This is a genomic window from Algibacter lectus, assembly GCF_900112395.1.
GTDB lineage: Bacteria > Bacteroidota > Bacteroidia > Flavobacteriales > Flavobacteriaceae > Algibacter > Algibacter lectus.
Window position 1 is genome coordinate 173,461 of sequence record NZ_FOLN01000004.1, and the last position, 12,927, is coordinate 186,387.

Below are 12,927 nucleotides of genomic sequence, written 5' to 3' on the forward strand. Positions count from 1 at the left end.
AAATCGATATAAATGAAAAAATTAGGCATTTTAGTTCTTTGTATTTCACTATTTGTGAGTTGTAAAAACGACAGCAAATCGACTGAAACCATATATCAAGATGATGATTTAACACTATTAAAAGGTGAATTTGTTTATTATGATGGTGCAGCTGTTTTACAAACAAGCACAGAAATTTACGGTGTATTTATTACCGACAAACTAGAAGAACTAAATAAGCAAGCTGAAGCCTTTAAAAAAAACAAAACCGATATGGTTACTGTTGAAATAAGAGGAAAAGTAACGCAAGAACAAGACAAAAAAATTCTTTGGGAAAACAAAGTTGAAGTCGTTAAGATTATTAGCGTAAAACCAGCACATAACGAAAACGAAGGCCTTGTAAAATTAGGCAGTTAAATAATAAAATTAAACACCGAATTCTAATTTGAAAAGAACACTCTTATCAAACAGGATTTAAAATATAAAGTATGTTAAAAATAAATAATTTACACGCAAGCGTAGAAGATAAAGGCATTCTAAAAGGTATTAACCTAGAAGTGAAAGCAGGAGAAGTTCACGCTATTATGGGCCCAAATGGTTCAGGTAAAAGTACACTAGCTTCAGTTATCGCTGGAAAAGAAGAATATGAAGTTACAGATGGTAACATCATTTTTGAAGGTGAAGATATTGAAGAATTAGCAGCCGAAGAGCGCGCACATAAAGGTGTGTTTTTATCGTTTCAATACCCAGTAGAAATCCCTGGAGTATCGGTAACTAACTTTATAAAAACAGCTATTAACGAATCGCGTAAAGCAAAAGGTTTAGGAGATATGCCTGCAAAAGACATGCTCAAACTTATTCGTGAAAAAGCCGATTTATTAGAAATGGATCGTAAATTTTTATCACGCTCGTTAAACGAAGGTTTTTCTGGTGGTGAGAAAAAACGTAACGAGATTTTTCAAATGGCAATGTTAGAGCCAAAATTAGCAATATTAGATGAAACCGATTCTGGTTTAGATATCGATGCATTACGTATTGTTGCAAATGGTGTTAACAAACTTAAAAGTAAAGACAATGCCGTAGTTGTAATTACACACTACCAACGTCTTTTAGATTACATCGTTCCAGATTTTGTACACGTTTTATACAATGGTAAAATTGTAAAATCGGGTGGAAAAGAACTTGCTCACGAGCTTGAAGAAAAAGGATACGATTGGATTAAAGAAGAAGTGAACGCTTAAAAACAGTCTCAGTATTCAGTAACCGTATGCAGTTGCCTACTCAAAACTGATTACTCAAGATTATAAAATATAGTAAACAGTTTAACTCTTAGATTTTCTTTTTCTGAAAAACTGAGACTGCCACTGAAAACTGAAAACAATGGATTTAAAAGAAAAATTAGTATCATCTTTTTTAGCATTTGAGAACAACGTAGATCTTGACACTCAAATACATGATATTAGAAACGAAGCTATAAAAACGTTTGAAGAAAAAGGTTTTCCTTCTAAAAAGGAAGAAGCTTGGAAATACACCTCTTTAAATAGAATTTTAAAAGAAGACTATAGTGTTTTCCCTAAACACGAAAACACAATCGATTATAAAGACGTAAAAAAATACTTTATTCACGATATAGACTCTTATAAAGTTATCTTTATAGATGGAAAATATTCGTCTTACCTATCTGAAACTACTCACGATGGTATAGATGTTTGTTTAATGTCTGCAGCTTTAACTAAGCCAAAATATCGTTTAGTTATAGAAAATTACTTTAACAAAGCGGCTACTAAAGATAGTTTACCATCTTTAAATACAGCATTTTCGCAAGAAGGCGCTTATATCCATATTCCAAAGAATAAATTGGTTTCAAAACCAATTCAAATTATACATTTCTCTACAGGAAGTGAAGCGGCAACTTTATCTCAACCACGTAATTTAATCGTTGTGGACGAGAACAGTCACGTTCAAATTATTGAGCGTCACCAAAGTTTAACCGACAACCCTGTACTTACAAATAGTGTTACCGAAATATTTGCTAACAAGCGTGCGATTGTGGATTATTATAAAATTCAGAATGATAATTCTAACGCATCACTTATTGATAATACATTTATCAAACAAAAAAGAGAAAGTGTAGCGTCTGTACATACATTTTCTTTTGGAGGTAAGTTAATACGTAACAACCTTAACTTTTATCAAAACGGAGAGCGTATTGATTCTATATTGAAAGGCGTTACTATTATTGGAGAAAAACAACACGTAGACCACAACACTTTAGTTCACCATATAGAACCAAACTGTGAAAGCCATCAAGATTACAAAGGTATTTTTGGAGACAGCTCAACAGGTGTTTTTAATGGTAAAATTATTGTAGATAAAGAAGCGCAAAAAACAAACGCTTTTCAATCTAACAATAACATATTAGTAAGCGATAAGGCAACGATAAACAGCAAACCACAATTAGAAATATTTGCAGACGATGTAAAATGTTCTCACGGTTGTACTATTGGGCAATTAGACGAAAGCGCTATGTTCTACATGCAATCTCGTGGTATACCAGAGAAAGAAGCTAAAGCACTTTTAATGTATGCCTTTAGCAACAACGTTTTAAGTTCGGTTAAAATACCTGAAATGAAACAACGTATTACTAAAATTATTGCAAACAAATTGGGTGTAAACATCGGATTCGATTTATAGTCTACATTTTAACCCTTATAATTTAAAAGTAATATTAGGAAAGCTCGTCTTTTGTAATGTTACTTTTTTGTTTAAATCAAACTCGTAGCTAAGCTATAACGTTCGATTTCAAGAAAAAAAATAATAAACCCTTTACAGAAGGCACAATAAAGACCTTTTGTATTCAAACGAAAAAAAACATGCTTGACGTATCCAAAATAAGAGCCGACTTCCCTATTCTATCTCGACAAGTAAACAATAAACCCTTGGTGTATTTTGATAATGCAGCAACATCACAAACGCCACAACCCGTTATAGATGTTATTGTAGATTATTATAGCAACTACAACGCAAACATACATAGAGGTGTGCATACATTAAGTCAAGAAGCGACAGATAAATACGAAATAGCGCGCCAAACTATACAAACGCATTTTAATGCGAAGCACGCCCATGAAATCATTTTCACTTCGGGTACAACCCATAGTATAAACTTAGTGGCAAATGGCTTTTCTGCACTTCTTAAAAAAGAAGATGAAATTATTGTTTCTGCCTTAGAGCACCACAGTAATATTGTGCCATGGCAAATGCTTTGTGAACGTACAGGTGCCGTTTTAAAAGTAATCCCGATGAATTTGGAAGGTGAACTTATTATGGAAACTTATGATAATTTACTTTCAGATAAAACAAAACTAGTTTTTGTAAACCACATCTCAAATGCATTAGGTACTATTAACCCTATTGAATATATTATCAAAAAAGCACACGCTGTTGGAGCGGCTGTTTTAATAGATGGCGCTCAATCTTGCCCACATATAAAACCCGACGTGCAAGCTTTAGATGTCGATTTTTATGTAGCATCTGCTCACAAAGTTTGTGGCCCAACAGGTGTTGGTATGCTTTACGGTAAAGAAGAATGGCTAAAAAAACTACCTCCTTATCAAGGTGGTGGTGAAATGATTGCAGAAGTTACATTTGAAAAAACAACTTATGCCGACTTACCACATAAATTTGAAGCAGGAACACCTAACATTTGCGGAGGTATTGCCTTTGGAGCTGCTTTAGATTACATGAACAACATTGGTTTCGATAATATTGCAAGTTACGAAAACGAATTACTAGCCTATGCCACCGAACAATTATCGACAATAGAAGGTTTAAAATTTTACGGTACCGCTAAACATAAAACATCGGTAATCTCTTTTAATTTAGAAGGTATTCACCCGTATGATGTAGGTACTATTCTAGATAAATTAGGTATTGCTGTAAGAACCGGGCACCACTGCGCACAACCGATTATGGATTTTTACTGTATTCCAGGAACCATTCGTGCATCGTTTGCTTTTTATAATACAAAAGAAGAAATTGATGTTTTAGTTGAAGGTGTAAAAAAAGCAAAAATGATGCTGTCTTAAATTAGTTTGGCTTCATTTTTGAAACCAAATTATAAAAAATAAAACATGAAAATATTAAGTACTTTACTTTTCGCGATGCTCGTTATAACATCATGCGGAAACAAACCGAATGCGGAAAAGCTATCAGGTGAATTTCATATTATATCGCTAGATCAAAACTCGGAATTGCCAGAAAACCTAACCATCACTTTTGATGCCGAAACTAAAAAGATATCGGGTTTTTCAGGATGTAATAATTTCTTTGGTAGCTTTACCGTAACAGATGGTGTTTTACAATTTGGCCAAATGGGATCTACTAGAAAAATGTGCGCTGGAGATGCTAATAAAATTGAAACTGAAATGCTACAGATGCTTTCTAAAGTTAATACGTTTTCATTTGAAAATGATACATTGAACTTAAAAGTAGATGACGCTATTTTATTAAAAGCAAAAAAATAATTCAACTTAAGTTTTCTTTTCAGTGATAAAAACCTGAAAGCCCTTTGCACCACTCTAGACCACGTTGTTCTTCTTCCGAAGAAAAAAAATCAACACAGAAAGAGCAACCTATCTTTTAGGAAAACATTGAAAAGCAACTTCTATTATTGTATTTTTGTATAAAAATTTGTTATTGTGACTATTGAAGCTATTCAAAACGAAATAATTGACGAATTCTCAATGTTTGAAGACTGGGAAGAACGTTACCAATACATGATTGATTTAGGGAAAGATTTACCTATAATTAACGATCAATATAAAACTGAAAGCAACATTATTAAAGGTTGCCAAAGTAAAGTTTGGGTACATGCCGAATTAAACGACGATAAAATAGAATTTACCGCAGATAGTGACGCTATTATTACTAAAGGTATTATTGCTATTTTAATTCGTGTTTTTAACGATCAGCACCCAAAAGATATTATTGATGCCAACACCGATTTTATTGATAAAATTGGATTAAAAGAACATTTGTCTCCAACCAGAGCAAATGGTTTAGTAAGCATGATAAAGCAATTAAAATTGTATGCTATAGCTTACCAAACGCAAATAAAATAATAAGATTTTCGTTTTCACGGAAATAAAAACAATTAAAAAATGAGCGAAACAACCATAGATACAGCCGAATTAGGCGAAAAAATAGTTAACGTCCTAAAAACTATTTACGATCCAGAAATACCTGTTGACATTTACGAACTTGGTTTAATTTACGATGTATTTGTAAATGAAGATTACGACGTAAAAATATTAATGACTCTAACAACTCCAAACTGCCCAGTAGCAGAAACATTGCCTTTAGAGGTTGAAGAAAAAGTAAAATCTTTAAACGAAGTAAAGGGTGCCGAAGTTGAAATTACTTTCGATCCACCATGGACACAAGATTTAATGAGCGAAGAAGCAAAATTAGAGCTTGGAATGCTTTAAAATTAGTATTAAGTTTCTACTACATTTTCTAAATAATTATGGCAGACGAAATAATTAATCGCGTTGCGAATAGTAAATTAATCACGGTTAATCTTGAAGATTATTATCCTCAGGGCAACCGTGTTCTTTTTGATATCAAAGATTGGCTTTTTGAAGGCTTTGTTTTGCGTGAAAAAGATTTTAGAGCTCACGCATTAGAATTTAATTGGGAACAATACCAAGGTGCATATATAGCCTTAACATGCAGTACAGATGCAATTGTACCAGGCTGGGCCTACATGCTTTTAAGTATTCACTTAGAGCCTTTTGCTAAAAAAATTATTATTGGTAACTTAGACAATCTAGAAACAGCTATCTATCAAGATGTTATTAACGCTCTAGATGTTAGCGAGTTTAAAGACAAACCCATTATTATAAAAGGCTGTTCTAAAAAACCAGTGCCACAAAATGCTTATATTATGTTGGCCAATAAGTTGCAACCTTTTGCAAAATCTATTATGTACGGCGAAGCTTGCTCTTCGGTACCGCTTTATAAAAAGAAATAATTCCCAAATTTATTGTGACTTCCATACAAAAACTGCGTCTAATTAACGGATGCATTTTGTATAGCCTCCTTATAAACACAGTTTAAATTTAACTTATATTTGCACGAAAATTAAAACAAACTAAAAAATGAAAAAAACGTTATTATTACTTGCACTATCTATCGGACTGTTTTCGGTAAATGCACAAACTAAAGAAGAATTACACGCACAAAAAGCAGAAAAACAAGCTATTGCAGATGCTGCTCAAGGTGAAGCAAATGCTTTACAAGCTCAAATTGATGCACTTCCAGGTTGGAGAAAAGGTGCTTTTGGTACTATTGGTGGTAACTTATCTAACTTTAGCAACTGGTATTCTCAAGGTACACCAAACAACTCTTCGGGAACTATAGGTTTTACTTTAAATGCTTATGCGAACTTAATTGAAGATGATTTTTTCTGGAGAAACTCGTTAAACACAAATTTAAACTGGGTGAAATTAGACGACAAAGATAACCCTACTGATGATGACAGCTTTAACCCAACAACGGATGTTTTCAACATCTCTTCTTTATACGGTAGAAATGTTACTAAAACATTAGCTATTTCTGGTTTAGCAGAGTATAGAACAACTATATTAGATAACTTTAATGACCCTGGATATTTAGACCTTGGTGTTGGTGCTACATGGACACCTATTCAAAACTTAATCGTGGTGATCCACCCATTAAACTACAACTTTGTATTTGCTGATGGTGACTCAGTTTTCGAATCGTCTTTAGGCGCTAAAATAGTTGCAGATTATACAAGACAAATTGGTGCAATAAACTTTAAAACTAATTTATCTACTTTCCAAAGTTATAAATCTGGAGACCTATCTAACATTACCTGGACAAACTCTTTTAGCTACACACTATGGAAAATGATTGGTGTTGGTTTCGATTTTGGTTTAAGAAGCAACAAACAAGAAGCGCTTAACTATTCTATCGAAACGTTAGGTAACACTACTGAAACTTTTGATTCTGTAGATAACAAATTACAATCTTACTATACTGTTGGTTTAAGTTATAAATTCTAATAACTTTTTCCTTAACGGAAGAAACGAAAAACGCACATCGATTGATGTGCGTTTTTTTTGTTTCAACTATTTTTTATTCCCCTTAAATTTCCGTTGTTTCTTTTTACTACTGAAAATTCTTTTTAAGAACCCATCTCGTTTTTCTTCATTACAATCAAGATCAGAAACCACCTCATCGGTAGGTGTTTCAAAACGACTTTTTGTTATACCGTCGTATTTAGAGTCTTTATTCAATTTAGAATAAAACCTAGCAAATATAGGAAGTGCGGAATTTGCGCCTTGCCCTAGTCCTGTTGTTCTAAAACCAATCGCTTGATTATCGTTTCCAACCCAAGTTACAGTTACTAATTTGGGCGTAATACCAACAAACCAACCATCTTTATTATCTTGCGTAGTTCCTGTTTTTCCGGCAATATCATTATTTAAACTATACGTTGATCTTAATCTAGATGCTGTACCCTTATTAACAGTAGATTGCATTATTTCTAACATAACCTGCCTTGTGTAATCTTTAAAAGCAGGCTCAGCTTCTTCTGGCTTAAACTCTGCTATAATTCTACCGTTTCTATCTGTAACTTTAGTAATAGCGTAAGGCGTTACTGGTTTGCTATCGTTTACATAACTAGCATAAGCTCCCGTAAGTTCCTTTAAGTTAATTTCCGCAACACCAAGCGCTATAGAAGGTAAATTGGGCAACTCTTTTTTAATACCTATTCGTTTTGCTTGCTCTAATACCTTCGGAATTCCAACTTCATTTAAAACCTTTACAGCAATAGTATTAACAGAATTACTTAAAGCCATCTCTAGATTATAATTAAGATGTGGATCTTCGTTTTCACCTCCAGAATTTGAAGGCGTCCAATTATTAAAATTACTATAAGTAACCTCAGCTAAAGAAAAATAAGTACAAGGTTTCATACCATTCTCAATAGCGGCTGTGTAAACAAAAGGCTTAAACGTAGAACCTACTTGGCGCTCACTTTGCGACACATGATCGTATTTAAAATAACGATAATCAATACCTCCAATATAACTTCTTATCGCTCCTGTTTTTGGCTCAACACTTAACATACCTGTATTTAAAAATTTTAAATAATGCTGTAAACTATCGATAACACTTGCTTTTTTAATAGTATCTCCTTCCCATTGAAACAATTCAGTATCCTGCTTAATAGAGAGTGAGTCTCTAATTTGAGCTTCAGTTAAACCAGCTTCTTTATACAGTTTATATTGTGGTGTTTTTTTTAAAGCAGCATCTATTAATTGCTTATTCTTTTGCCATGGCGCTACATTTCCGTAAGAACGCTCAAAACTACTTTGCAACGCTATAAGATGCTCTTTCATAGCTTCTTCTGCCATTTTTTGCATACCCACATCCAAAGTGGTGTGCACTATAAGTCCGTCCCGATATAAATCGTAAGACTCTCCATTAGGCTTTTTTATACTATCTAAAATAACCGCTAATTCCTTTTTAACCTGCGCTCTAAAATAAGGCGCAATACCCACATCATGGTTAAACGATTTATAATCTAACCCCAAAGGTTTATCAGCATAAAACGCAGCAGTATCCTGCGGCATATTTCCGTATTTAAACATTTGGTTAAGTACAACATTACGTCTATCTACACTTCGTTCTGGATGTAATCTTGGATTGTAATAATTATTAGCTTTTAAAGAACCTACCAAAGCAGCAGCTTCATCTATAGAAAGCTCAAACGCTGGTTTATTAAAAAATTTACGTGCGGCACTTTCAATACCATAAGTATTATCAGGAAAAGGCACTGTATTAAAATACATGGTAAGAATCTCATGTTTAGAGTAAATGGTCTCAATACGTTTCGCTATAATAGATTCTCGAAACTTATTAATAACCATACTAAAAAAGCGATAATTGTTTCTTCCGTATAGATTTTTTGCTAACTGCAAGGTTATGGTACTTCCGCCTCCAGCAGATTTATCTTGAAGTAAAATGCTTTTCACAAAAACCCGCATTAAACTCACGTTATCAATACCGTCGTGTTCAAAAAAACGAACATCTTCGGTATTAACTAAGGCATCAATAAGATGTTTTGGTAAATCTTCAAAATGCAACGGTTGCCTATCGTAAACATAATATTTACCGATAAGTTTCCCTTCTTGATCTAAAACCTGAGTAGCTTCTTCCTGCTTAATAAAACTTAATTCTGCAGATGTTGGCACTTTACCAAAAGCCCCTAAATAAATACTGATGTAGAGGCCTATAAAAAATACTAAAACGGAAATGAAACCAACAAGAGCCAGTTTCACCCATTTATTTCTAAATAAACTTTTAAGTAATGCCATATGTGGTTTTCTCTATTCCATATCTTCATAATCGTAGTCCGGATACAAAAATTGATTGTATGGAAAACGAGTTACATGGATTTCACGAACCTCATCGTAAACGCGCTTTTTAAAATCTTCTAAGTTCTTTTTGTTGAGTGCAGAGATAAAAAGTGCATTGTTACCAACTTTACTCATCCAAGTACTCTTCCACTCATCTAAACTATAGTGTCTTGCACCACGTTCTGTTTCTAAATCATCATCGTCTAAATGTTCTGCACTATAAGCATCAATTTTATTGAAAACCATAATAGTTGGTTTATCGCCACTTTTAATTTCACCTAAAATTTTCTCTACAGAAGCAATATGTTCCTCAAAATTTGGATGAGAAATATCTACAACATGCAACAGTAAATCAGCTTCACGAACCTCATCTAGTGTACTTTTAAAACTATCGACCAGTTGTGTCGGTAATTTTCTAATAAACCCAACGGTATCAGATAAAAGAAATGGTAAATTCTGAATAACCACTTTACGCACCGTAGTATCTAGGGTTGCAAAAAGTTTGTTTTCAGCAAAAACATCACTTTTACTAATCACGTTCATTAAAGTAGACTTACCAACGTTGGTGTACCCCACAAGCGCAACACGAACCATTTTACCACGGTTACCACGTTGCACAGCCATTTGCTTATCTATAATTTTAATACGGTCTTTAAGCAATGCTATTTTGTCGCGAACAATACGTCTATCCGTTTCTATTTCTGTTTCACCAGGTCCGCGCATACCAATACCACCTTTTTGGCGCTCAAGGTGAGTCCACATACCACGTAAACGCGGTAGTAAATATTGGCATTGTGCCAATTCTACTTGCGTACGAGCATAACTCGTTTGTGCACGTTGTGCAAAAATATCGAGTATTAAATTCGTTCTATCTAAAACTTTTACATTTAAGATTTTACTAATATTTCGCTCTTGTGCCGACGATAATTCGTCATCAAAAATAGCTGTGGTTATATCGTTTTCTTCAATAAATACGCGTACATCTTCTATTTTACCTGTACCAATAAAAGTTTTAGGATTAGGCATATCCATTTTTTGCGTAAAACGCTTTATGGCATACCCACCTGCGGTATAGGTTAAAAACTCTAACTCATCTAAATATTCTTTAGATTTTTCTTCGTCTTGTTCTTTAGTAATCACGCCTATTAACACTGCGCGTTCTAAAGAAATATCTTTCTCTTCTATCATAATACAAAGTTACACAATTGCGTTGATTTTATTTTTAATATTTTTAAGCCTATTTTTTAATTTTCAATACTTTTTTAAGTGTTCATTTTAAAGATATCTAGACCAATGGAAGTGCTAAAAAAACTACTGTTCCAGCCGCTTCATTATTTACAGAAACAACATCTCGATACGATAAAGTATAATTGTGCTTTTTGTATTTTACAAAACGATCTAATCGCTCTTTTGTTAATTGTATACCAACAGACTTTCTTTTGATTGATTTTTCTGCCTTAATTTTAGCTGAAGCTTTTCTACCAATGCCATTATCTTCAATCTTAATTGAAACAAAATGTGTATTGTATTTTGAAATATCTATTGTTATTTTTTTATCATTTTTTTTAGACGACAAACCATGCCATATAGCATTTTCTAAAAAGGGTTGTAAAATTAAAGGAGGTAATTTCACTTGCTCTAAATTAATAGTATTATCTACAGAAACCAATACTTCTATTTGATTTTTAAAACGAATATTTTCTATATTTAAATATAAATCTATTGTCTCCAACTCTTCTTTTAAAGTAACCTCATTTTTGTTTGAAGCTTCTAAAATTTTCCGAATAAGTTTGGAAAACCTAGTTAAATAATGAGCAGCTCTATCTCTATCGTTATTTATAATGTAAAGCTTAATGGAATTTAAGGCATTAAAAATAAAATGCGGATTCATTTGGCTATGTAAACTAGCTAGCTTTAACTCGTTTATTTCATTCTCAAAAGCATTTTTCAATTGTTCTAATTTAAAAGATTCTTCTCTAAATAGAAAGAACTTATATCCCAAACCTACCGATAACGCAATAGCCTCTATTAGCACACCAAATATAAAAACATCTATCGGGCTAAAACCCTTAAAGAAAAACCTAGGAAAATAAGAGAATATTATCGCCAACAAGGAAAACCCAACAAAAAAGACCACACCAACAACAAAATAGGTGTTTAATACATCTTTAAATTTACTAATAGTTTTAAGAAAAACAAAAACAATCAATAAGGACACAGGCATAAAAACAGTTATAAAATACCAAACAAAATAGTAATTATCAAAAGCAAATAAATCGATTACATAAACCATTGTAGATATTACAAAAGCACTTTTTATATACCATTTTATAATAGAACTTAGTATTTTGCTCTTTTTACTTATAGATAAAAAGAGTAAGCTAAACCAAGCGTACAAGAGCCAATAATACACCTGAATAATCCAGTTGGCTCTTCTAAAAAACGAGCTATAATAATTAGCCAAAAGCATAGAACTCTCATTATTAGTTTTAGGTATTAGGTACAAAAAAACCAAAAACAAATAAGCCGCATAAACCCCAAGACTTTTATCTTTTGTTATAAAAAAGGCACTTGTATGGTAGACTATTAAAATAAATAAAACGCCTTGAACCCAAGTATTAAAATTTAGAAAAAAAGTAGACATCTATCGCTATAGTTTCCTTAAAAGATCTGTTTTTCGTTGTCTAGACACTGGTATTTTAGCGTTATTTTCTAAAACAATGTATCCATCAACCTTTATAAACTCTTTAACTTTATTTAAGTTAACGATATAGGAGTTATGAATTCTAAAAAATTGTTCGTCGGGTAAGATCTCGCAAAAAGACTTAAGTTTTTTAGTAACAACTAATTTCTTTTGGTTTTTGCAATATATGGTACAATAATTCCCATCAGATTCTACATAAAAAATATCATCTGGCTCTAAAAAAACTAACTTTCCATCAGTACTAATGGTTATTTTTTTTCTACTCTGGCGGTTATTAAATTTTAATAGCATGATTTCAAAACTCTCCAGACTGTAAAGTTCTGTAACTTGCTTTTCAATCTTATGTATAGCTACTTTTAAATCGTCGGAGTCAATTGGTTTTAATAAATAATCTATCGCTTCTTTTTTCAAAGCTTTTAGAGCATATTCATTATAGGCTGTTGTAATTACTACCGAAAAACTTCTATTAGGTACTTTTTCTAAAAATGTAAAACCATCCATAATTGGCATTTCAATATCGAGAAACACACAATCTATTTGCGCTTCCTTTAAATATTCTAAGGCAAGTTCAGGGTCTGTAAAGGTTGTTACAACTTGTACTTTGTCGCTAAACTTAGAGAGTTCCCATAACAATCCTTCAATAGCATTAGATTCATCATCTACAATAATGGCTTTTATCATTTTAGAAGTTTTCTCAAAGTTAAAGTTAATTAAACATTTTACAACCCACTATGTATGAATCGTTTAAAAACTAATATAACCTGCTGAAAAGTAAACATAACTGGTTAAAAA

The 12,927-nt window shown here is 32.6% G+C and carries 13 protein-coding genes; 9 read left to right on the forward strand and 4 right to left on the reverse strand.

Annotated elements, in window-relative coordinates:
• The first annotated feature begins 12 nt into the window (after positions 1-12).
• The 9 genes from BM246_RS09230 (at position 13) to BM246_RS09270 (ending at position 7,067) form a co-directional block, all read left to right on the forward strand.
• Positions 13-396: a hypothetical protein gene (locus BM246_RS09230; RefSeq protein ID WP_042497731.1), complete on the forward strand. Its 384-nt coding sequence runs from the start codon at positions 13-15 to the stop codon at positions 394-396.
• A gap of 71 nt (positions 397-467) precedes the next feature.
• A complete protein-coding gene (sufC, locus tag BM246_RS09235; protein WP_042497735.1) occupies positions 468-1,220 on the forward strand; it encodes a Fe-S cluster assembly ATPase SufC in 753 nt (250 codons plus the stop codon).
• Positions 1,221-1,359: 139 nt separating this feature from the next.
• Positions 1,360-2,673 (forward strand): Fe-S cluster assembly protein SufD, encoded by a 1,314-nt coding sequence (sufD, locus tag BM246_RS09240; protein ID WP_042504648.1) that lies wholly within the window; start codon positions 1,360-1,362, stop codon positions 2,671-2,673.
• Positions 2,674-2,852: 179 nt separating this feature from the next.
• Complete coding sequence (locus BM246_RS09245; RefSeq protein WP_042504647.1) at positions 2,853-4,067, forward strand: aminotransferase class V-fold PLP-dependent enzyme; 1,215 nt, start codon at positions 2,853-2,855, stop codon at positions 4,065-4,067.
• A 45-nt stretch (positions 4,068-4,112) separates the two neighbouring features.
• Entirely contained in the window at positions 4,113-4,505 is a 393-nt protein-coding gene (locus BM246_RS09250; protein ID WP_074937381.1) for an META domain-containing protein, read from the forward strand.
• Positions 4,506-4,679: 174 nt separating this feature from the next.
• A complete protein-coding gene (locus tag BM246_RS09255) occupies positions 4,680-5,102 on the forward strand; it encodes a SufE family protein (protein ID WP_042497737.1) in 423 nt (140 codons plus the stop codon).
• A 39-nt stretch (positions 5,103-5,141) separates the two neighbouring features.
• Positions 5,142-5,468 carry a DUF59 domain-containing protein gene (locus tag BM246_RS09260; RefSeq protein WP_042497739.1) on the forward strand — a complete coding sequence of 109 codons (327 nt, stop codon included), beginning with the start codon at positions 5,142-5,144 and terminating at the stop codon, positions 5,466-5,468.
• 38 nt (positions 5,469-5,506) lie between these two features.
• Positions 5,507-6,013: a DUF2480 family protein gene (locus tag BM246_RS09265; RefSeq protein WP_042504646.1), complete on the forward strand. Its 507-nt coding sequence runs from the start codon at positions 5,507-5,509 to the stop codon at positions 6,011-6,013.
• Between the two features lie 127 nt (positions 6,014-6,140).
• Complete coding sequence (locus BM246_RS09270) at positions 6,141-7,067, forward strand: DUF3078 domain-containing protein (protein ID WP_074937383.1); 927 nt, start codon at positions 6,141-6,143, stop codon at positions 7,065-7,067.
• 66 nt (positions 7,068-7,133) lie between these two features.
• Here the strand turns inward: BM246_RS09270 and BM246_RS09275 are convergent, their stop codons facing one another.
• From BM246_RS09275 to BM246_RS09290, 4 genes are all read right to left on the reverse strand, one after another.
• Positions 7,134-9,389: a transglycosylase domain-containing protein gene (locus BM246_RS09275; RefSeq protein ID WP_074937385.1), complete on the reverse strand. Its 2,256-nt coding sequence runs from the start codon at positions 9,387-9,389 to the stop codon at positions 7,134-7,136.
• A 12-nt stretch (positions 9,390-9,401) separates the two neighbouring features.
• Positions 9,402-10,619 carry a GTPase HflX gene (gene hflX, locus BM246_RS09280; RefSeq protein WP_042504644.1) on the reverse strand — a complete coding sequence of 406 codons (1,218 nt, stop codon included), beginning with the start codon at positions 10,617-10,619 and terminating at the stop codon, positions 9,402-9,404.
• Between the two features lie 97 nt (positions 10,620-10,716).
• Entirely contained in the window at positions 10,717-12,075 is a 1,359-nt protein-coding gene (locus BM246_RS09285; RefSeq protein ID WP_074937387.1) for a sensor histidine kinase, read from the reverse strand.
• A 6-nt stretch (positions 12,076-12,081) separates the two neighbouring features.
• Positions 12,082-12,816, reverse strand: coding sequence for a LytR/AlgR family response regulator transcription factor (locus BM246_RS09290; RefSeq protein WP_074937389.1), 735 nt, complete (start codon positions 12,814-12,816; stop codon positions 12,082-12,084).
• Positions 12,817-12,927 lie beyond the last annotated feature (111 nt).

Bases quoted from the DNA above. Each gene is read 5' to 3' on its own strand.
- BM246_RS09245 (WP_042504647.1), top strand. From the start codon at position 2,853: ATGCTTGACGTATCCAAAATAAGAGCCGACTTCCCTATTCTATCTCGA.
- BM246_RS09260 (WP_042497739.1), top strand. From the start codon at position 5,142: ATGAGCGAAACAACCATAGATACAGCCGAATTAGGCGAAAAAATAGTT.
- BM246_RS09230 (WP_042497731.1), top strand. From the start codon at position 13: ATGAAAAAATTAGGCATTTTAGTTCTTTGTATTTCACTATTTGTGAGT.
- BM246_RS09265 (WP_042504646.1), top strand. From the start codon at position 5,507: ATGGCAGACGAAATAATTAATCGCGTTGCGAATAGTAAATTAATCACG.
- hflX (WP_042504644.1), bottom strand. From the start codon at position 10,619: ATGATAGAAGAGAAAGATATTTCTTTAGAACGCGCAGTGTTAATAGGC.
- sufD (WP_042504648.1), top strand. From the start codon at position 1,360: ATGGATTTAAAAGAAAAATTAGTATCATCTTTTTTAGCATTTGAGAAC.
- sufC (WP_042497735.1), top strand. From the start codon at position 468: ATGTTAAAAATAAATAATTTACACGCAAGCGTAGAAGATAAAGGCATT.
- BM246_RS09250 (WP_074937381.1), top strand. From the start codon at position 4,113: ATGAAAATATTAAGTACTTTACTTTTCGCGATGCTCGTTATAACATCA.
- BM246_RS09285 (WP_074937387.1), bottom strand. From the start codon at position 12,075: ATGTCTACTTTTTTTCTAAATTTTAATACTTGGGTTCAAGGCGTTTTA.
- BM246_RS09275 (WP_074937385.1), bottom strand. From the start codon at position 9,389: ATGGCATTACTTAAAAGTTTATTTAGAAATAAATGGGTGAAACTGGCT.
- BM246_RS09270 (WP_074937383.1), top strand. From the start codon at position 6,141: ATGAAAAAAACGTTATTATTACTTGCACTATCTATCGGACTGTTTTCG.
- BM246_RS09290 (WP_074937389.1), bottom strand. From the start codon at position 12,816: ATGATAAAAGCCATTATTGTAGATGATGAATCTAATGCTATTGAAGGA.